The organism is Sodalis sp. RH16 (assembly GCF_047324245.1).
Classification (GTDB): Bacteria; Pseudomonadota; Gammaproteobacteria; order Enterobacterales; family Enterobacteriaceae; genus Acerihabitans; species Acerihabitans ligni.
In genome coordinates this window covers 5553858-5573985 of the sequence record NZ_CP178737.1, presented here as the reverse complement: position 1 = coordinate 5573985, position 20128 = coordinate 5553858, and the positions used below count along the sequence as shown (strand labels likewise).

The 20128-nt window shown below is 58.7% G+C and carries 18 protein-coding genes and 1 pseudogene; 5 read left to right on the top strand and 14 right to left on the bottom strand.

Annotation, left to right across the window (positions count from 1 at the left end):
* The first annotated feature begins 12 nt into the window (after positions 1-12).
* Both ACL2XJ_RS25570 and ACL2XJ_RS25565 read left to right on the top strand, forming a co-directional pair.
* Positions 13-843 carry an efflux RND transporter periplasmic adaptor subunit gene (locus ACL2XJ_RS25570; protein WP_413724973.1) on the top strand — a complete coding sequence of 277 codons (831 nt, stop codon included), beginning with the start codon at positions 13-15 and terminating at the stop codon, positions 841-843.
* Positions 843-2837, top strand: coding sequence for an FUSC family protein (locus tag ACL2XJ_RS25565; protein WP_413724972.1), 1995 nt, complete (start codon positions 843-845; stop codon positions 2835-2837). The genes ACL2XJ_RS25570 and ACL2XJ_RS25565 overlap by 1 nt, the downstream gene beginning before the upstream one ends.
* Positions 2838-2928: 91 nt before the next feature.
* On the opposite strand, the gene ACL2XJ_RS25560 is transcribed toward ACL2XJ_RS25565, so the two are convergent.
* The 3 genes and pseudogenes from ACL2XJ_RS25560 to ACL2XJ_RS25550 all read right to left on the bottom strand — a co-directional run bounded on the left by ACL2XJ_RS25560 (position 2929) and on the right by ACL2XJ_RS25550 (position 5058).
* Positions 2929-3828, bottom strand: coding sequence for a Kdo hydroxylase family protein (locus ACL2XJ_RS25560; protein WP_413724971.1), 900 nt, complete (start codon positions 3826-3828; stop codon positions 2929-2931).
* A 308-nt stretch (positions 3829-4136) separates the two neighbouring features.
* Positions 4137-4256: pseudogene (locus tag ACL2XJ_RS25555) on the bottom strand (PTS sugar transporter subunit IIB); the annotation flags it as partial.
* The gene (locus ACL2XJ_RS25550; RefSeq protein ID WP_413724970.1) at positions 4219-5058 is read right to left on the bottom strand and encodes a hypothetical protein; all 840 of its coding nucleotides are present in this window, start codon (positions 5056-5058) and stop codon (positions 4219-4221) included. The pseudogene ACL2XJ_RS25555 and the gene ACL2XJ_RS25550, both read right to left, overlap by 38 nt.
* Before the next feature lie 292 nt (positions 5059-5350).
* Here ACL2XJ_RS25550 and ACL2XJ_RS25545 point away from each other — a divergent pair, with 292 nt between their 5' ends.
* The 3 genes from ACL2XJ_RS25545 to ACL2XJ_RS25535 all read left to right on the top strand — a co-directional run bounded on the left by ACL2XJ_RS25545 (position 5351) and on the right by ACL2XJ_RS25535 (position 9473).
* Positions 5351-6646, top strand: a complete 1296-nt coding sequence (locus ACL2XJ_RS25545; RefSeq protein WP_132927631.1) for a GntP family permease — start codon at positions 5351-5353, stop codon at positions 6644-6646.
* Between the two features lie 28 nt (positions 6647-6674).
* Positions 6675-7814, top strand: a complete 1140-nt coding sequence (locus ACL2XJ_RS25540) for a glycerate kinase (protein WP_413726972.1) — start codon at positions 6675-6677, stop codon at positions 7812-7814.
* Positions 7815-8279: 465 nt separating this feature from the next.
* Complete coding sequence (locus ACL2XJ_RS25535; protein ID WP_413724969.1) at positions 8280-9473, top strand: CdaR family transcriptional regulator; 1194 nt, start codon at positions 8280-8282, stop codon at positions 9471-9473.
* 26 nt (positions 9474-9499) lie between these two features.
* On the opposite strand, the gene ACL2XJ_RS25530 is transcribed toward ACL2XJ_RS25535, so the two are convergent.
* The 11 genes from ACL2XJ_RS25530 to ACL2XJ_RS25480 form a co-directional block, all read right to left on the bottom strand.
* The gene (locus ACL2XJ_RS25530) at positions 9500-10210 is read right to left on the bottom strand and encodes a FadR/GntR family transcriptional regulator (protein ID WP_413724968.1); all 711 of its coding nucleotides are present in this window, start codon (positions 10208-10210) and stop codon (positions 9500-9502) included.
* Between the two features lie 55 nt (positions 10211-10265).
* Complete coding sequence (locus tag ACL2XJ_RS25525) at positions 10266-10715, bottom strand: hypothetical protein (RefSeq protein WP_413724967.1); 450 nt, start codon at positions 10713-10715, stop codon at positions 10266-10268.
* Positions 10716-10739: 24 nt separating this feature from the next.
* Positions 10740-12386 carry a GMC family oxidoreductase gene (locus ACL2XJ_RS25520; protein ID WP_413724966.1) on the bottom strand — a complete coding sequence of 549 codons (1647 nt, stop codon included), beginning with the start codon at positions 12384-12386 and terminating at the stop codon, positions 10740-10742.
* A 3-nt stretch (positions 12387-12389) separates the two neighbouring features.
* Positions 12390-13892, bottom strand: a complete 1503-nt coding sequence (locus ACL2XJ_RS25515; RefSeq protein ID WP_413724965.1) for an aldehyde dehydrogenase family protein — start codon at positions 13890-13892, stop codon at positions 12390-12392.
* A gap of 86 nt (positions 13893-13978) precedes the next feature.
* Entirely contained in the window at positions 13979-15010 is a 1032-nt protein-coding gene (locus ACL2XJ_RS25510; RefSeq protein ID WP_413724964.1) for an ABC transporter substrate-binding protein, read from the bottom strand.
* Positions 15011-15065: 55 nt separating this feature from the next.
* On the bottom strand, positions 15066-15890 hold the full coding sequence (locus ACL2XJ_RS25505) for an ABC transporter permease (protein ID WP_413724963.1): 825 nt from the start codon (positions 15888-15890) through the stop codon (positions 15066-15068).
* A complete protein-coding gene (locus tag ACL2XJ_RS25500) occupies positions 15887-16705 on the bottom strand; it encodes an ABC transporter ATP-binding protein (RefSeq protein ID WP_132927639.1) in 819 nt (272 codons plus the stop codon). Before ACL2XJ_RS25500 ends, ACL2XJ_RS25505 begins: the two co-directional genes overlap by 4 nt.
* Positions 16706-16734: 29 nt before the next feature.
* A complete protein-coding gene (locus ACL2XJ_RS25495; protein ID WP_413724962.1) occupies positions 16735-17364 on the bottom strand; it encodes a glutathione S-transferase family protein in 630 nt (209 codons plus the stop codon).
* Positions 17357-17752 (bottom strand): RidA family protein, encoded by a 396-nt coding sequence (locus ACL2XJ_RS25490; RefSeq protein WP_132927641.1) that lies wholly within the window; start codon positions 17750-17752, stop codon positions 17357-17359. The genes ACL2XJ_RS25495 and ACL2XJ_RS25490 overlap by 8 nt, the downstream gene beginning before the upstream one ends.
* 9 nt (positions 17753-17761) lie before the next feature.
* Positions 17762-18892, bottom strand: coding sequence for an LVIVD repeat-containing protein (locus ACL2XJ_RS25485; RefSeq protein WP_413724961.1), 1131 nt, complete (start codon positions 18890-18892; stop codon positions 17762-17764).
* 10 nt (positions 18893-18902) lie between these two features.
* Positions 18903-20045 carry a cupin domain-containing protein gene (locus tag ACL2XJ_RS25480; RefSeq protein ID WP_413724960.1) on the bottom strand — a complete coding sequence of 381 codons (1143 nt, stop codon included), beginning with the start codon at positions 20043-20045 and terminating at the stop codon, positions 18903-18905.
* Positions 20046-20128 lie beyond the last annotated feature (83 nt).

Here is a 20128-nt window from a genome sequence, read left to right as displayed (position 1 = left end):
CTCAGTGTGATCATGCTATTTATAATTGTGGTTGTAAGCTATCGACTGTGGAATTTTTACACCCTCGGCCCCTGGACCCGGGATGCCAAAATCCGGGGGGAAGTCATACAAATCGCGGCGGAGGTGCCGGGCAAACTGATCCACCTGCCCATCACCGACGATCAGAAAGTCAGCCGGGGCGACCTGCTGTTGGCCATCGATCCCAGCGATTATCAAATCAACCTCGATAACGCGCTGGCCAAATCGGCACAGCTGATTATCCAGCGGGACCAAGCGCTGCATCAATACGCCCGGCGCGCGCGGTTGACCAATCAGGTTATTTCCCAAGAAGATCTTGAAACGGCCAAAACAGCGTTGTCCTCATTGAATAATCAAATTGATCAGGCAACGATTGCCATCAAAAAAGCCCGTCTGGACTTGAGCCGCACCAAAATATATGCCCCCGCCGACGGTTACGTCACCAATCTGGCATTACGGGAAGGAAATTACATCAGCGCCGGGCAATCCCTGCTGGCGCTGGTGGATGCAAATTCCTTTTATGTCATGGCCTATTTTGAAGAAACAAAATTGCGCTATATTGCCGCCGGCAAACCAGTGGAAATCGACCCTTATGACGGCGGGCAACCCCTGTACGGACATATTACCGGCATCGGACGGGCAATCGTCGATCAAAGCGCGTCGACCGGAGAGCAGCTATTGCAAAACGTTGAGCCCGATTATCCCTGGGTTCGTCTGGCGCAGCGGATTCCGGTACGGATTGCCATTGACCGCCGGGACGGCGGGGCGGCTTATCCGCCGCTGATCGCGGGTACCACCTGCACCGTAAAAATAAGGGACCGCTAATGGGGGTGGCGGCGCAAAGCATCGCCGAACCGATGGCGAAGATCGGCCGGTTTTTCCAGCGTCCGGATTACTTTTTCGCCCTGCGTTTTTGGCTGGCGACGCTGTTGGCCTGGGCGGCCGCTTTTTCTCTGCAGCTGGATAAACCCTATTGGGCCATTATGACGGTGGCGGTGGTAAGTTACCCCAGCCAGGGGATGCTCATCGCCAAGTTTATCGCCCGGCTGGCGGGCACCGTGGTGGGTATCCTGATGGTGACCTGGCTTGCCGGCATCAGCCTGAACGCGCCCTGGCTGATGTCGCTCTATCTGGCGCTATGGCTCTCCCTTTGCACTTATATTGCCGGCCGCTATAGCGGGATGGTGACCTATGGCTGCGCCCTGTGCGGCTATACGTCGGCCATTGTGGGTTTCGGCATCTCGGTGTCGCCTACGCCCTATACGCTGTTTTTCATCAGCCAGGCCCGGCTGTCGGAAATCGCGTTGGGTCTGGCCGCCGCGCTGCTGGTGACCTTTGCGCTGCCGTCCCGGCTGGATAATCGATTGTTTTTGCAGGCGGCGCAGGGTAATAGCCACAGGATGCGGGATCTGTTCCAATCCTGCTTGCACAGGTATGTGCCGGAACGGGCGCTGTTCCAGCGATGGTATGAACTGTCGACCGGTTTGATGAATGCCGAACTGCTGGCGGCGAACGACTCCCTGTCTGCGGCCGCTGATAGTACCCTGCGCCGGCGGCAGTCCCGTCTTACCCGCCGGCAGCTGAGCTCGGCGAGCGGCCTGTTATCCCTGCACTCCATGTCCGCGCTGCTGCTGCATGACAGCGGCGCGGATGCGGGGGACTATCTCAATGAAGTGGAAAAATGGCTGGGCCCGCGTCCTTTTCCGCCCGATACCGCGCCCCCTTGGCCGCCGGACGGTTTGATGGCCCACCGCGCCGGTCAACACTTCTGTTTAACCCTGCGTTCCTGTCTGGATGACGCGGGGGCACAGGCCGCCGGACCGGCGGAAAGCCGGACGGGGCAAGTATTTGCCGGGGCCCGGGTGTTTCGCGATAGCCATGAAATGCTGCTGAATGCCGTCCGGACCTTTTGCAGCGTCCTGGCGGGCGTATTTTTCTGGTTGGGGAACAACTGGGATATGGGCTATATCCTTACCGTACTCATCGGTATTTCCTGCGCCTTGGGCGCGCATTATCCCGCGGTGAGCAAATTGGTGCTGGTGGTCTTGGCCGCCGTCGTCCTGGCGGTGCCGGTGGCTTATGTGCTGTTGTTCTACGCGTTTATCTCTACCGCCGAACTGTTGCCCGCCATGCTGGCCATGACCCCGGTGCTGTTGCTCGCAGGCGCGGGGAAATCCCTTTCCCCCGTTGCATTCATATTTTTTCATGTGTTTATGCTGGGGGTTATTTTTCTGATTAATTTTGCCAACCCCATGGACTATGATTTTTCCCGCTTTGCCAATATGGCGGTGGCGGCGGTCTTTAGCGTGCTTATCGTCGCCGTGGTCTTTTATTTCATTCCCCAAAGCGCCGACCGGGTCAAACTGGTACGGATGACCCGCGCCATTTCCGATCGTTTTACCGGCGATATGGCGCGGGAAGCCCGGCACGGGCCGTTTGAAGACTATGTCTACAGCGCGCTTTTTCTTACCAGGGTGATGCCGCGCTCTCCGGAGAAACAGCGCTTTGTCCAGTTCTGCTGCGTGATTCTCGCCATGAGCCGGATAAGGTCACGGGCAGGACGGCGCTCCCCGGCGGAACCGTTTTTCCCGGCGGCCTTTATTGACGCATTGATGCAGGGAAATTATGCCCTTTGCCTGGCATTGACTGAGACCTACCTGGCTAAGGGGGATGATAGCGACTGGGGGTATTGGTGGGAAACCGGCACTGTACTGCGCTATTTATCCGGGAAGTTATCCGGAAATTTATCCGGGAATTTACACGGGAATATGCATGGGAATTTGCACGGGCACGCCGCGGGCGGGGAGCGGGGCGGCTGAATGCGCGATTATCCGGGCTTTGGCCCGAACGTGCCGCGCAGGATAAACCGGACAGCGCCGACATCGCCGGACGGGATCGGCGTCAAAAAGGCTAAATCAGCGGCTTATGCAGCAGAGACTCCAGTACCTTTACCGGCGCGCGGCGAGGATTTTTCATGGCCTCCGGCGGCAAGAAAAAAGTCTGTTCCAGCATGAATTGCCCGTTCATCGCCGCGTGGGGCGTCTGATCGGAAAAACAGATCCAGCTGCTGCCGGGGGGGAAATCCACCGCCAGCTGCGGTCCGTACTGCTGGTAATCCCGGTCCGACTTCATGGCGTCGTGCAGCTGCAGCATCAGATGGTCATAGTGGCTGCGGCGGGTTTTGGTGATGCCCATCTTGTTCAGCAGCCAGCTGTTCAGCGGGGAGTAGCGGCCGAGATTCGGCAGGAAGCGCTGCGCCAGCTGCGGAAAAGGCTCGCCCACCCGCCAGGAGCGGTTTTCCCCGTTGGGATTGATATTGGTGAAGATGCGCAGTATGCGCTGGCCGTGGGTAGGGCGTGAAGGGAAGGCATCCACATGCAGGCGGCTATCGTCTTTGCGCCATGAGGTGGTGTTTGTCCAGGCGGTAATCGGATGCAGCCGCAGGGTATTGGCGGGGCTGTGCAGGGTCTGCCGGTATAGGGGGAGTATCGCCGCCGCCAGACGGCAGCAGTCCTGGTAGTAGCGTTCAAGCAAATGCCGCACCGCCGGGATTCGTTCCGTCGCCGCCACCCCGGTGAGCCGGTTTTTCAGCGGCTGGAAGCTGATATTCTTCCGTTTCGGATCCACCAGCGTCGGATCCAGGAGGGCGATTTCATCCGCGGTCAGGCTAAACGAGAGGTGGGGGAAAAAAAGTATTTTTCCCTCTTCCAGCGCTTCCAGGGCGAAAGGCGCATCTTGTCCGTCCGCGTCCCACCGTTCATGGGTAAACGTGGTTACGGCGTGCTCAAAGACAATTTTATTATCTGACATATCATGTCCTTGCTATTGCTATATAACCGTCATACTTGGTTATCAACTCTCTCACGATATTCTGGAGCAATACAATATCAGTATTAAACGAAGCTTAAATACAATAAAACTATATTTCAAACGCCAGAATGTAATGATCCATGAACGTTAATGTATTTCTCCCGGAATAATAGGCATAACGAATTGAGATCGAACCGGCGGGGGATCCACCTGAATATAAATCAGCTGTTTTATTGATGTATTTCCATCCGGCGGCCGGGAGAGGGTATTTTTTGCTGTGTTGAAACTGTGTCCTGAATCACACATTAAATGGCGCTTTCCGCCGCCGCCGGCAGGTTCGCGCCCAGTGAAGAGGACCATGCGACGCCGACCTGTCCGTGGACCAGGCGATTATCGATGCGCAATAAGAGAATATTGGGAGTTGCCATGATGTTTCTCCTTGCCGTTAAGACTGACCGTATCCCGTCTTCGCATCCGTGGGGAAAAACAGGCAGGATGGATGCAAAGAAGGGACACAGGGATTGTGCACGGAGAAGGTTGCCGCGTTGCGTCATGAAGTATGACGGTATGATGCCGCAGGTCCAATTGCGCCATTTTATCGCTCAACCCCACCGGCAGCGACGGATCCGCCAGCCATGGCGGCAACAGCGACCCGAGCGGGTAGTCGCCGAACTCAATACGTTGGCGAATACCCCGGCAATATGCAGATAAAGCGGCGCGGGGATCCTCCGCGGCATAAATGCCGACGACCTTGCCCAGGGGATGGCGCTGGGCTTTCAGCTCGGCCGCCATATCCAGGTCATAGCGGAGTATCTCCTCGTCTGGTGAAAGATACACTATCACCGCGACCGGCTGGTTCACTATCAGTTTGGGGCCGTGGCGAAACGATAGGCTGCTGTGATCGTCGGCGACCTGCAGGCCGTTACACATCTCCAGCAGTTTAAGGCTGGCGTCGGCGGCAATGTATCGCAACGAAGCGGAGCCCAGGCTCACCACCAGCGGTGCATCGGCCTCGGCCAGCTGCATGACCCGGTCCGCCTGATGACTGAAAAAGGATTGGGCGCCATGGCGATATACCGTCAGCGCGCGTTCCGCTAACGCCCACTGATCCGGCCGGAAGATCAACAGTAAATACCACAAGGGCAGCGTGAATTCCGCCGTGGCGGCGAACACTGCGCCTGTTTCACCGGAAAATCCGCGATCGTTATCACGGCGCAGTCCGATGCGCATAAGGGTTTGCAGATTTTCGCGGCCGCTCCCCTGGCGGTTTTGCCCCGGAACGCTTTGTGATAAGCATCACCTTTTACTGGACAGGCGGCGCAATAAATATTCCTTCCCGGACTGTTTTTTATCCATCCCGACATATTAAAAAACCGGCGGCCCCCGGATAATATCGCCAGGTTTCAGATTCACGCAGGAAATAGCAATGAATGAAATTTCAAAGAAATTACATTCAATAAAATAATTATCTCTACTTTTCATAATTAAATAACCTTACATTTAAAACTGGAGTTTTAATCCCATGCACGATTTGCATTTGGCTTGGTATGGCGCCATATTGGGTCTGTTTATTGCCATATTTTTAATATTAAGAAAAATCAATCCCGTCTATGCCCTGTTTTTTGGCGCCATTGCCGGCGCCATTATCGGCGGCGCTGATTTACAGCAAACCATCAACGTGCTTATATCAGGCACCCAAAGCATTATGGGTACGGTAATCAGGGTATTGGCGGCAGGGATCCTGGCGGGGGTCATGATGGAATCCGGCGCCGCAAATACCATTGCCCGGGAAATAGTCCGCCGGATGGGCGAAGGTAAAGCCATTTTTGCCTTGGCGCTTGCCACCATGGTTATTACCGCCGTAGGGGTATTTATTCCCGTGGCGGTGCTGATTGTGGCGCCCATTGCCCTTTCGGTGGGCAACAGGATGGGATTATCCAAAACCGCTTTATTATTGGCGTTATCCGGCGGCGGCAAAGCGGGCAATATTATTTCCCCCAACCCTAATACCATCGCGGCGGCCAATGGTTTTCATCTTGGCTTAAGCGATGTCATGATTGCCGGTTTTATTCCGGCCATCGGCGGATTAATTGTCACCGTATTGCTGGCTTCGCTGATTAAGCATAAGGGACAAATGGTCTCGGATGCGGAAGCCGATACCGATACCCGCGCGCAGGTCAGCGGTCCGTCGCTGGGAAAATCCATCGTCGCTCCCGCCGTGGCGGTGATATTGCTGATGATCAACCCCCTGGGTTCCATTTTGCATATCAGCGCATTAAGCGCATTCAAACTTGACGCGATGTATGTGCTGCCTATCGCGGGCATTGTCGGTATGGTGGCCATGGGGCAAAGCGGGAAAATCATTCAATACACCACCTCCGGCATTGAAAAAATGACCGCTACCGTGCTGATACTTATCGGCGCCGGCGCCATAGCCGGATTAATCGGCGCGTCCACTCTTTCCGAGCAGGTGATTGCCCTGATAAACGCGGCGGGCATCTCGGGCACCTTCCTCGCCCCGATATCGGGCATCCTGATGGCCGCCGCCACCGCATCAACCTCCACCGGCGTTATTCTCGCCACCGGCACGTTCGGCTCCACCCTTATCCATATGGGGATTCCGGCCCTGGCCTCGGCGGTCATGATGCACACCGGCGCCACGGTAATCGATTCCCTGCCGCAGGGCAATTATTTCCACGTCACCGCCAACAGCATGTTTATGTCCATCAGGCAACGTATCGGCCTGATTCCTTATGAAGCGCTGGTGGGGGGCACCATGACCATTATCGCCACGCTGCTTTATGGCTTTATTCTGTAATTGTATGAAGGTAAGCATTATGACCCACATGAAATTCGTCCTGGCGCCGGATTCCTTTAAAGAGAGCATGACCGCCAAACAGGTTTGCGTGGCGATGGAACAAGGTTTCAAAACCGTTTTCCCCGATGCCGAGTTTGTCCATGTCCCCATGGCGGACGGCGGAGAAGGGACGGTACAGTCGCTGGTGGACGCCACCGGCGGGGAAATCTTTCACCTGGACGTCACCGGGCCGCTGGGAAGCCGGGTCAAGGCGGGTTACGGCGTGCTGGGAGATGGCAAAACCGCGGTGATTGAGATGGCTTCCGCCAGCGGCATCCAGTATATCAACGCGGAAAACCGTAATCCCCTCATCGCCACGACCTATGGCACGGGAGAATTGATAAAAGCCTGCCTGCAGCGCGGGATTCGCCGCATCATCATCGGCATCGGCGGCAGCGCCACCAATGACGGCGGCGCCGGTATGGCGCAAGCGCTGGGGGTGAGGTTCCTTGATGGGGAGGGGATGGCCTTGCCATTCGGCGGCGGCGCCCTGGGGCGGCTGCATAGTATCGATATGTCGGGGCTGGATCCGGCGGTGGGGGAGACGGAGATTATCGTTGCCTGCGATGTCACCAATCCGTTATGCGGCGAGCATGGCGCATCCGCGGTGTTCGGTCCGCAAAAAGGCGCCACGGAGGAAATGGTCCGCACCCTGGACGGCAATCTGGCGCATTACGCGAAGATTATCCGCCGGCAGCTGCGCCGGGATGTGGAGACTATTCCCGGTGCCGGAGCGGCCGGGGGACTGGGGGCCGGTTTGCTGGCGTTTACCCGCTGTGAATTGAAAAAAGGCATCGATATTATTATCGACTTCAGCAAATTGAAGGAAAAACTGGCCGGCGCCGATTATTGCATTACCGGCGAAGGAGGGATTGATTTCCAGACCAAATTCGGCAAGACCCCTTATGGCGTGGCGAAAGCGGCCAAGGCCGGCAATGTGCCGGTGATTGCGCTGGCGGGACGTATCGGCAAAGGTACCCATGAGTTATACCAGGAAGGTATCGATGCGATATTCGGTATCATTCCGGATATCGGTGAGCTTGGTTCTTTATTGGCCGATGGTGAAATCAATATAACCAGAACCAGCGAAAATATTGGCAGATTGATGAAAATAGCCACGCTAAAGTAAAAAATCATTCGCCGAAATGATACCCGTCATACTTCAAGTTGCAGGTGCGCTGGCAGCAATACTCGGCTCATCCATGAGCCTCGCCCCTACGGGGCCGCCTTCCTGCAACTCGAATTATTTTGGGTATATCACTAGTCCATACTTTTATTATGGATATCTGTACTAACCATAAGTGTTATTAAAGCGTAGCCGAAACTAGCGACATGTGAATTATCTTGTTGCGTTATTTAAAACAGCGCCGGAATTTACCGGCCTGCTTTTACTTAAGTGAAACGTGCTTTAATGATGGCCAATGGGATTGTGGGTTGAAATATATTTTAATATATGTAATGGTGACCGAAGAACATCTGTTTTTAAAATATCATTCCACCATAATGCCGGGAGAAATATCCATCAATATATTTACCTTTGATGCGGAATTTTATTTTGCATTAAAAGTTATTATTATTTTTGGAAATAATTACAATGAATGATTATCTGGAACCTAAACTTGCCGGGCAAATTGTTGCCAAGACGATGCAGATTATCAACTGCAATGTTAATGTCATGGACGGACAAGGAAAAATAATTGCCAGCGGCGATCGGGATCGCATTGGAGAATTGCATGAGGGAGCGTTGCTGGTGCTGTCCCAGGCGCGCATTGTGGAAGTGGACGACAGCATGGCTAAACATCTGTTCGGCGTTCGCCCCGGCATAAATTTGCCGCTGAAAATCGACGGCAGAATAGCCGGCGTAATCGGCCTTACCGGTAATCCCTCCCAGCTCCGGCAATACGGCGAGCTGGTATGCATGGCGGCGGAGATGATGGTGGAGCAGGCGAAATTGCTTTCTTTCCTGGCCCAGGACAGCCGGCTGCGGGAAGAGCTGGTGCATAACCTCATTCGCTCCGATGAAATTTCTCCCATGCTGGCGGAATGGGCCGAACGCCTGGGCATCGATCTGCATCAGCCCCGGGTCGTCGCCGCCGTTGAAATCGACAGCGGGCAGCTGGACGTGGATAATCCCATCGAGGAGCTACAGCAATTACAGGCATTATTAACCCAGCCGGGGGAGAAAAACCTCATTGCCATTATTTCCCTCACCGAACTGGCGGTGCTGAGGCCGGCGCTGAATAAATACGGCCGCTGGGATGAAAATGAACATTTGCGGCAATTTCAGGAAACGCTGGCGCTGCTGAAAACCAAAGGCCACCTGCGGATACGTTTTGCGCTGGGCAATTATTTTTCCGGCGCCAACAGCATTGCCCGTTCGTGGCAAACGGCCCATTCCACCATGTCAATCGGTAAAAGGCGTATGCCGGAAGAGCGCTGCTACAATTACCGTGATTTGAAACTGCCGGTATTGCTGCAGCGGCTGCAAGGGGGCTGGCAGGAAACGGAACTGCTGCTGCCGGTCACCAGATTGAAAATGATGGACAAGAACGGCCAATTGCTCAATTCATTGAAGATTTGGTTCAAGCATAATAATCAAACCAGCGTCGCCGCCAACGGGCTGTTTATCCATCGCCATACCCTGGAATACCGGCTCAACCGTATCGCCGATATCACCGGCCTCAATCTGGCGGATTTTGACGACCGCCTGGCGCTGTATATCGCCGTACAGCTTGACGAAGAGAGCCAAGTGAAAAACGGCGGCGCTTTGCACGTTCACTCCCTTTGATGCCGTCGGGCAACCCGCCCTGACGATTATTTGACCTGGACAGCGGGCTGTTCAAGCAGCAGCGGTTCCGGCGGCTGCGGCACCAGATGATCCAGTATTTGACGCTGCACCCTATACAAATGGTTGCGCATGGCTTTTTCCGCCGCGTCCGGGTTACGGGCGGCGATGGCCAGGGCGATTTCCCCGTGTTCATGGTTGCGCACCGTCAGGCGATCTTTTGACAGCGGCAGATCGTTTTTCTGGATATGCAGACGGACATCGGAGCCGATTTGCCGCAGCAGGCTGTAGAGTTCCGCCGCCAGCCGGTTATTGGAGGCGGCGGCCACCTGCTTATGAAAGGCCAGGTCCACCTTGCCGTTGTCATATCCCCCCTCCATGGCCGCGGTGCGCAGAATACGATCGATGTCCTGCTGGGAAGCGCGCACGGCGGTCAGGCGCACCAGCATGGGTTCAATCAGCAGGCGCAGTTCGATGACCTCCAGGGGATTGGTGATTAACGCCAGGCTTTTTTTACTGGCCTCCAGCGACGTTTTGGCACGCCCGGCGGAGGCTGCGGGCATCAGGCCCGATGCCCGCAACTGCTGCAAGGCCTTGCGCAGGGCATAGCGTTTCACCCCCAGCTCCTCCACCAGCGCCCGCTCCGAGGGCAGGGTTTCCCCCGCGGCAAGGCGCGGGGTCAGGATCTCGACAATGTGTTCAATCAGGTCTTTTTTGCTGTCATGGTGATGTAATTGCATGTTTGATTGCATATCGCTATCGGGTTACCGTGATAGGTTGAAAAATAGCCGCCGGCTAACAGCACGAGCCGCAGGCGACCTCTGGATTCACCAGGCCGGCGGGATGCCAGCCGTCCCGGCCGAACCCCAGTGCGGCGATAAGCTGTTCAGCCGCCTCCAGGGCGGGACCAAGACTCAACCCCGAACACTCTTCCCCCGCATCCACCCGCGTGACCCGGATCCCGCGGCGGGTTAGAGCCGGCAAATCCATGGCCGGATGCAATACACCCAGTACGCATACCGCTTTAAGCGACGGCAGGCGGGCCAACAAGCCGGCATCAAGACAGTGCTGCCCGGTGAGCATCACCGCCGCGTTGCCGGCCAGGGCCGAATAAAACCCCTCATCGTCCATCGTACCCGAGCCGCCGGCCTGGCGGACTTGGAAGAACAGCCCCAGGCGCTCAACGGCGGCGGCGGCCAGGGGCGTGCACAGCAGTATGGGGTGTTTAGGTAGACTTAAGCTCATTTTATACCTCAATGCAAGAGGGGGTCAGGCCGGTACCGGCGCGGATTGCGTTTGATTGAATGTCTGCCGGATCATATCGGCGGCGCGTTCGGCAATCATGATGACCGGGGCGTTGATGTTGCCGGAGGTCAGGTCCGGCATTACCGAGGCGTCGATAACCCGCAGGCCCTCCGTCCCCATGACCCGCAATTGGCTATCCACTACCGCCCCGGCATCGTTTTCCGCCCCCATGCGGCAGGTGCCCGCCGGGTGGTGCACGGTGATGGCGGTTTGGCCGATAAACGCATTTAACGCTTCATCGCTGTCGTTTTGGGGGCCGGGGGCGGTTTCCACATCGATAAAGGGCGCCAGGGCCGGTTGGCGGGCGATGTCGCGGATCCGCCGGATGGCCGTGCGCAGCGCACGCCATTCGTCATCAGTGGACAGGAAATTCTGGAATATGCGTGGGGCGTCCAAGGGATTATCAGACATCAGGCTGACCTCGCCGCGGCTTTGCGGATGCAGCAGCACGGCGCGGCAGGCGAACCCGTCGGCAAAACCTTTGCGAAAGGGCTCAAGATAGGGCCAGGCCCCTAGCGGCGCCGCGGTCAGCAGCATTTGCAGATCGGGCGCTTCCTGCCCGGCTTCGCTGTTCATAAATCCTACCAGGCCGCCGGGGACATCCGCCGCAAAGCCGGTGCCGGCCATCCAGGCCTGCAGCAGGGCCGGCGCGATGCGATCGAAACGCATGGCGCGATGAAAGGGGCCGGCTTCCTTACGGCGGTACATGACAATCACCGAGGGGTGATCCTGCAGATTTTTGCCGACCCCGGTCAAGGGTACCCGGGTTGTCAGGCCGTGCCGCCTCAACTGCGCCGGATCGCCGATGCCGGACAGCATCAACAGCTGCGGCGTATTGATCACGCCGGCGCTGAGCAGGATTTCCCGCCGTGCCGTGACGTGCCGCACCCGATTGTCTTGAATGAATTCCACGCCGTGGGCCCGGCTACCCGACATCATCAGCCGGGTGACATGCACCCCCACCTTCACCTCCAGGTTGGGGCGCCCCAGGGCCGGGCGCAGATAAGCGGTGGCCGCGCTGCAGCGGCTGCCGTTGCGGATGCTCATCTGCAGCCGGGCGAAACCCGGCCGGCTGCCCGTACGGTTGTAATCGTCGATCCAGTTGAAACCGGCCCCCTGCGCGGCATCGGCATAGGCCTGGATAAGGGGATCCTGGTAGCGGCAAAATTGCACATTGACCGGCCCGGCGCGGCCGCGCTCCGGCGCCGGCTGTTCCGACCAGGTCTCCTGGCGGATAAAATAGGGCATGACCCGATCCCAGCCCCAGTCGGGCAGCCGGTAATCCCGCGCCCAGCGATCGAAGTCCGCCGGGCTGCCGCGTACCCAGGCCATGGCATTGGTGGAGGAGGAACCGCCCACCACCTTGCCGCGGGCGCACTCCACCCGCCGCCCGCCCACGTTGTCCTGCGCCTCGCAGAAATACATCCAGTCGTGTAACCGCTTTTGCAATATCCGGCCCCAGCCCAGGGGGATTTTCAGCCAGGGATCCCTGTCCCACCGGCCCGCTTCCAGCAGCAGTACCCGGACGTCGGGATCTTCGCTCAGGCGGTTGGCCAGGGTGCAGCCCGCGGAGCCGGCGCCGATGATAATGTAGTCGTATTCCTTATCCATGGCTTACTCCTCGGCCGCCACGCGGCGCAGGCTAATGTGGATGTTTTTCTCGCTGGTGAAGGAGAGCATTTCCCCCAGGCACTCTTCACGGCCGATGCCCGATTGTTTGACGCCGCCGAACGGCGCGCCGATAAAGTGCTTGCCTACGTCATTGATCCAGATGAAGCCGGCGTCCACCCGCTGTGCCGCCCGGTGGGCTTTTTCCAGATCGTTGCTCCAGATGGCGCAGGTCAGTCCGTAGTCCAATTCGTTCACCTGCCGCAGCATGTCCTGCTCGTCCTGCCAGGGCAGCACCGCCAGCACCGGGCCGAAGATTTCTTCCCGGGCAATGCGCATGGCCGGGGTAACGTCGGCAAACACCGTAGGCTCGATATAAAAGCCGTTGCGCAGCAGCGGGTCGCCGGGCACGCCGCCGCCGCAAATCAGGCGGGCGCCCTGCTGCCTGGCCTCATCGATATAGGACAAAATGCGCTTATGCTGAACGTCGCTGATAATCGCCCCCATGGTAGTGGCCGGATCGGTGGGCAGACCGGGCACAAAGGCGGCGGTGAACCGCTCCACATGCCGCAGCACCTCATCATAGATATCCCGGTGCACAAAGGCCCGGCTGGTGGAGCCGCAGGATTGGCCGCACCAGGTGAAGTTCATGCCGTCCACGATGCCCCGGGCCACCATGGCCGGATCCGTATCGCCATACGCGATGAGCGCATTTTTGCCTCCGAGTTCCAGCAACACCGGCTTTAGGCGGGCGGCGCCGGCGGCCATGACGTTGCGGCCGGTAGGGACGCTGCCCACCAGACCCACCATGGCGATGTCCTTATGGGCCGTGAGGGCGTTGCCTATTTCTATGTCCCCCGGCAGTACCGAGAACACGCCGGGGGGCAGCATGCCGCCGATGATTTCCGCCAGGCGCAGGGCGGAGAGGGGGGCCTGCCGGGGCGGCTTGATAATCACCGCATTGCCCGCCGCCAGAGGCGCCGCGGTTTTACCGGCGGCAAACAGCAGCGGATGGTTGAAGGCGACAATGCGCGCCACCACGCCCAGGGGCTGGCGCACCGAAAAATTCACCGCATCCGGCCCCATGGGAATGGAGGCGCCTTTCAATTCCGTCACCAGGCCGGCGAAAAACTCGAACAGCGCCGCCGCCCCCAGGCCGTCCCGCCCCATTTCCCGCACCGGATTACCGCAGTCGGCGGCATCCAGCATGGCCAACTCCCCGGCGTGCCGGCGAAGCTCGGCGGCGATGGCGCGCATAATGGCGGCGCGTTCCAGCGGCGGCGTGTCGCGCCACTGCCGGAAACCGGTTTTAGCGGCGCTCACCGCCGGCTCCGCGTCGGCCGCCGTGGCGATGCCCACCCGGGCCAGGGGCTCGCCGCTGCCGGGATTGAAGATCGTTTCATAACCGCCGGCCAGGGGCGCATGCCAGCCGCCGCCGTAATAGAGATCCCGGTGTTCGGGCAGGATCCAGGGTGGCGGATGTCCGCCGGATTCATTGAGATTCATCATCGGCTTTCCGTGAGTATCATCGTTGCATTCATCATCGGCCTCCAGTGTGGGCCAGCATTACATACATCCCCGACTTAGAGGGTATGTCAGCGTTTCACCGGATTGGCCGCCAGCAGAAATGACGTATCAAAGGCGGCGTTATAGTCGGCGTCTTTGGCGAGCACCTGCTGGGATATCAGGATATCGGCGGTTTTTTTCCATTGCCCGGCGGTAATAATGCCCAGCCCCTGGCTTTGGGTGAATTCGCTGGTGGCGGTATGTTGAATGTCCTGCCCAAGCTGCTCGGCGAGAACGTTTTCCTTGCCCTGGTACTCCGGATTATCTTTCACCAGGATGGCCACGGCTTCCTTGGGATGGTCCAGTGAGTAGGCAAAGGCCTGCAGGTAGGCTTTGACAAAGCGTTTCACCACATCGGGCTTGGCGGCGATCATCTTGTCCGAGGTAAAGACGCCGGAGCCGTAGGCGTCGTAACCGAAATCGCCGCCGTACAAAATCGACAGCGATCCGGCGCCTCCGGCCTTGGCCTCCAGCTCGGGCACCTCGGCGTCGACGTAACCCGGTACGCTGTCCACCCGGCCCATCAGCAGAAAGCTTTCATAGGGCGGCGAAACGGTGCTTTGCTTGATATCCCCCAGGCTCATACCGTTGGAGGTTAAAAAGGCCTTGAGGAATACAAAGGTGGATCCGGACGGATGCACGCCGATGTTCAGTCCCTTCAGGTCGGCGGGTTTAGCCAGCGGATGTTTGGCCTTGATGCTCAGCATCGCCAGCGGCGTTTTCTGGTTGAAGGCGATCAGGGCTTTATCATTCACCCCCTGGGCGCGGCTGGTGATAAGGGTAGGCAGGTCGCCAAAGCCGAAATCGGCATTGCCGTTGGCCACCAGCCGCAGCGCGTCCGACGTACCGGAGCCTTTGCGGATGGCGGTGACGTTGATGCCGTTTTGGGCAAAAAAGCCCTTATCCCGCGCCACGAAAAACGGTGCGTGGCCGCCGCGCACCACCCAGTCGAGCTGGACAGAGACATCGTCCGCCGCCCGGGCCCGGCCGAAGGCGCCGGACACCGCGATAGCCAGACCCGCACAGGCGGCAAGCCGCCGCAATTGATAAGATAACGCCATGATGTTCTCCACTCGAATTATTCAGGTTGTAAACCCAGGGGTAGTACGCCAACGTTCAGGATTTGGTCGCCCAGGACAAATAACGCCATTCGATCAGCTCGACGGCGTAATAAAACACCATGCCCAGCAGCGAAATCTCCACCAGGGCGGCAAACACCAGATTGGTCTCCATTTGCGTCGAGGCGAACTGGATAAGGTAGCCCAGCCCGGCGGAGGCGCCGGCGAATTCGCCGACGATAGCCCCGATCACGCTCAGGGTGACGGCGATCTTCAGTCCGGACATCAGGTAGGGCAAAGAGTTGGGGATCTGCACCCGCCACAGGATCTCCGTGCGGCCGGCGCCCACCGAACGCAGCAACGCCATCAAATTGGGATCGGCGGCCCGCAGGCCCATCAGCATATTCAACGCCACCGGGAAAAAGGCCATCACCACGATCAGCAGCAGCTTCGGCGCCAGGTCATAACCGAACCAGAGGATAAACAGCGGGGCCAGGGCAATTTTCGGCACGTTCTGAAACAGCACCATCAGGGGATAGACCGCTTTGCCCACCAGTTGGAAACGGGCGATGAACAGAGCCATCGCCACCCCCACCAGGCTGGAGAGCACTACGCCCAGGACAATCTCCCGGGCCGTGACCCAGGCCGCCTGGGCTAAAATCCCCTGCTGGTTCACCAGGATGCGATAAATTCCCGCCGGCGCCGGCAGCACAAATTCCGGCAGTTGCCAAAGGCTGACAATGCCTTGCCAGCAGGCCAGAATGCCGACGATGAGCAGCAGGGCCGGCGACGTTTCACGTACTGCTTGACGAAAATGAGACATCTTTTTCTCACTGCCTGGTGCCGGCCTGAAGGCCAGCGTCGCGCGTAGAGGATTGTTCATGCCGCCGCCCCCGCCCCGTGTCCGTGTTTCAGCAATGCCCGGAGCCGGCCGGCGGTCATGCCGAAATCCGGCAGGGCGTAGGTGGCCTCGCAGCGGGGCAGCGGCAGGGCGATGGGCAGCGTCTCGATGATGCGGGCGGGGTTGGTGGCCATCACATGCACCTCCTGGGACAGGAAGACCGCCTCTTCAATGGAGTGGGTGACCAGCACGATGGTCTTGCGGGTACGGGCCCAAATCTCCAGCAGGAATTCGCACATTTCCTCGCGGGTGATGGCGTCGAGGGCGCCGAAAGGCTCATCCATCATCAGGACTTCCGGATCCAGCGCCAGCGCCCTGGCGATGGAGACCCGCTGGCGCATACCGCCGGACAGCTGCGACGGCAGCTTATTGGCGGATTTTTCCAGGCCCACCAGGGTCAGCATCTCCATGGCGCGTTCGTTTATCTGATCGTTATTCAGATCCCGGCGGGCGATTTCCATCAGCAGCTTGACGTTATCCAGCGCGTTTTTCCACGGCATCAGCGTCGCCTCCTGGAATACCAGGCCGATACGCTGCTGGCGCGCGGCCTCCCCCGGTTCCACATCCGCCACCCTGACTTCGCCCTCGGTGGGCGCCAGCAGGCCCGCCAGCACTTTCAACAGCGTGCTTTTGCCGCAGCCCGACGGGCCGATAAGGGAAACAAAGCTGCCGCGGGGAATATCCAGCGCAATATTGTGCAGCACCCGGTTGCGCACGCCGTCATGGGTAAAGTCCACCGCCACGCCCCTGGCCCAGAGATGCGGCCGGGTATCGGGCGTATCCATCGTTGCATTCATGTAAGCTGCCTCGTGAGGTTAACCAAACGCTATCCGCCGGTGGCGGACCGGAAAGCCGGCCGCTGCTGGAGCCGGTCTATCCAGGCCGCCAGGGCGGGAAAAGGCGGCAGGTCGAAGGGGAATTTTACGCAGCGGCTGATGATGGGACCCAGGGCGATATCCGCCAGGGTGAATTCGTCCCCCGCCATCCAGTCTCGTCCGGCAAGATTCTCTTCCAGTATCTGAAGCTCATCGATGAGCTTGGGACGGGTATCGGCGGCCCGTTCGGCCGGCTCTTTTTTGGCATCGCGAAAGCCGCTGAGATAAACCGGGTTCATGGACGCCAGCAGCCAGTCCATCCAGCGTTCAATCTGGCTGCGCATGGCCGGGTCCGCCGGGTACAGGGTCTTAGGCGAAGCAGCGGTTGCCGGGCTTTGGGAAGAAGGGGCGAAGCTGGAGGCCAGATAGCGCAGGATGGTATTGGACTCCCAAATCACCACATCTCCGTCAAGTAGCGTCGGCACCTTCCTGGTGGGATTAAGGGCGGCATACTCCGGCGTGGCGGTATTGCCGAACTGGCGGCCGTAATCCTCGCGCCGGTATTCGGCATTCAGTTCCTGCAGCAGGAACAGGACCTTCTGGACATTGCCGGACGTGGCCCGGCCAAGCAGTTTATACATGTGACTTCTCCAGTGGGGCGTAAGCGATACAGTCGATTTCAATACGGGTGGTGATCACGGCACGGGCTTCCACCGTGGTTCGCGACAGGCGGCCGGCGGGGAAAAAGCTTTTGAACACGCCGTTATAGCGGCCGAAGTCCCTGGCGTCCGCCAGATAGACCGTGGCCTTCACCACCTGGTCCAGCGTGCAGCCCGCCAGGGACAGGATCCGTTCAATGGCCAGCAGGGTGGCGCGGGTTTCCTCTTCGATGGTGCCGCCTATCATATTGCCGTCGCTGTCTTTGGCCACCTGGCCGGAGACGAACAGATAGTCGCCGGCGCGCACCGCGGGGTGGAAAGGCAGGTTCGGATTTTTGTCGCCGAAAACCTCGGCGTTGCCGCTGCTCATGGTTGCTCCTTACAGCACGTTGCTTTGTATAATGTCCAGGCCCTGCTGACGGTCGAGCAGGTAGATAAGTCCCCGTTCATCCATCGTCACGTCATTGGATGACACCCGTTCATAGCCCGCGGGCACATCGGGCTCGTAAAAGCCCACTTCCTTCGGGGCGAAGGGGTTGGAGATATCAACCAGGCGCAGCCCTTGGGCGAACCAGGCATAGGGCAGTACGTGGCCGAAAAATTTCTCCGCCGGCTGATGGCAGCCGGTCATGGGTTCCTGCGGACGCCCGTCCGGGTCAATGCCCTCCACCTGGAAGGTGGAGATGGGCATGGGCTGGCGCTCATCGGTGATGTCATAAAACCAGCTGAAAGCCGGCGGCGCGGGGTAGAGCTTGGCCACATCCTCATCGGACACCGCCATGATCCGGCGGCCGCGCAGTAGACCCGGTATCGGCAGGGCGGTATGGGTGGGATGGGGATGGGCGGGGCTGCTGTTCATGCCGGAGATCAGGGTCGGCTTGCGGATATCCGAAATATCCAGAATAAAAAATCCGTGATGCCAGTAGGAGACATACAGCCGGTCGCCCATACGCAACGGGTGATGGCAGCGGGGTTTGACATAGTCATCCCACGGGTAGCTTTCACCGCCGGCGACGTGCTGGCCCGGGATCCACCAGCTGGACACTTCTTCCGGCCGGGCGGGATCCGCCAGGTCGAGGATTTTGACGATATTGCCGATATACCCCTCCTCGGTGGGGGAAATATAGGCATAGCGGCCGTCGTAACTGAAACGGTGGACGCCGCCCTGTTTCCCTTTGACCCGCCACTTGTTCAGCAGCCGCGGCCGTTCGGGATCGGCTACGTCAAAAATCCCCAGTCCGCCGCCGAATTCATCGGCGCCGGTACGGAATTTCTCGTAGTTCACGATCATGATGTCGTCCTGGACCCGCACCTTGTGCGAGTGCCAGCCCAGGGGGATCTCCATCTTATGGAGCAGTCTGGGCCTGCGTGGGTCGGATACGTCATAAATGGAGGTCCCGTCCGGCGGCCGCATGTGGGAGACGTAGAGAATATTTTTCTCCACCCAGACCTGCCCGCCGCCGGGACAATCGATATGACTCACCAGTTGCGTGTTAAAGGCTCGTGCCATGAATAGGTTCCTACACCAGACGAATGATGTCGCCGGCCTCGTTTTTGCCGAAGCGCTGCAACAGGCCGAAGGCTTTCAGCGCCGGTTCGTCGCTGGCGATAAACAGGATGGCGGACTGGGTGGCGCTGGGGTTGACCCACTGCATCCAGCAGTTGCCGGGAAGGGCCAGGGTATCGAAGGGATCGCAGCTGAAGGTCTGCTGGTCAACGATGCACCGGGCCGAACCTTCCAGCGGCGAAACCAGCAGGCTGGCGGTTTGTTTCATCGGCAGCGTGCGTTCGCCGGGACGCAGCAGCTGCATGAAATATGTCATGGTCTTGTAGACCGGGCCGCCGCTTAACGGGTCAGTGTATTCCACCAGCAGGCCTTCATAGGGGTTGGCTTCCGAGGAGCGGTTGCGCTCCAGCAGCTCGCGCATGGCGTCGTAGCGATAAACGAACATCGGCGAGGAGCCGCCGACGCCGCGATAGTGATTGACGAAACGGGGCGTCATGCCGCCGGTACCGTAAATGCGCGCCGAGTAGTGCGGGTCGAAACGGGCGCTTTGCTGCTTTTTCGCTTCGCCGTTTTCTTTGTAGTCGTGTTCAAACTGCAAGGCGTTGAGGGACTCCACCAGCGGATAATCCAGCACCGACAGGTTGATGGCCGGTTCGCTGCCCTGGTTGCCGTGGTTGTGCCAGGTATCCCGCGGCGTCAGCACCATGTCCCCCGGCCCGAACACAATGTCCTCCCCCTCCACGCCGGTAAAGTTTTGCGTGCCGGTCAACCCCAGGCGAATGGCGCTGGCGGTATGGCGATGGGGCGGCATCACCTCGTTGGGATCGTTAAGACGGTAGGCGGTATACAACGTGGTGACCGTGGCGCGCTGCGGTTTTAATCCGGGATTAAGCAGGATCAGCGAACGCCGGTCCGAATCGCCGGTGGAAATCAGGCTGGCGGATTGATAGAGCAACGGCTCCAGATCGCGTTTGTAGCTCCAGTGAAAAGGCACCGCCTTGCGGCCCTCCATCAGGGAGCTGATTTCGTCATGCTCCACGTCCGAGCGCTTGGCCCAAAACGGGAACATGTTTTTCCGGTTGATCTCCTCATACATGCTGTCGAGGGCCTGTTTACGCGCCGTAGGGTCGGTGCTGGGCTGGGTTATGTCGGACATGCTGGGTTCCTGCTGTGGGCTTGAAAAATGAACAACCAAATTTAAACCATAATTAACCAAAACGGGCAATAGGTTGAAATTAA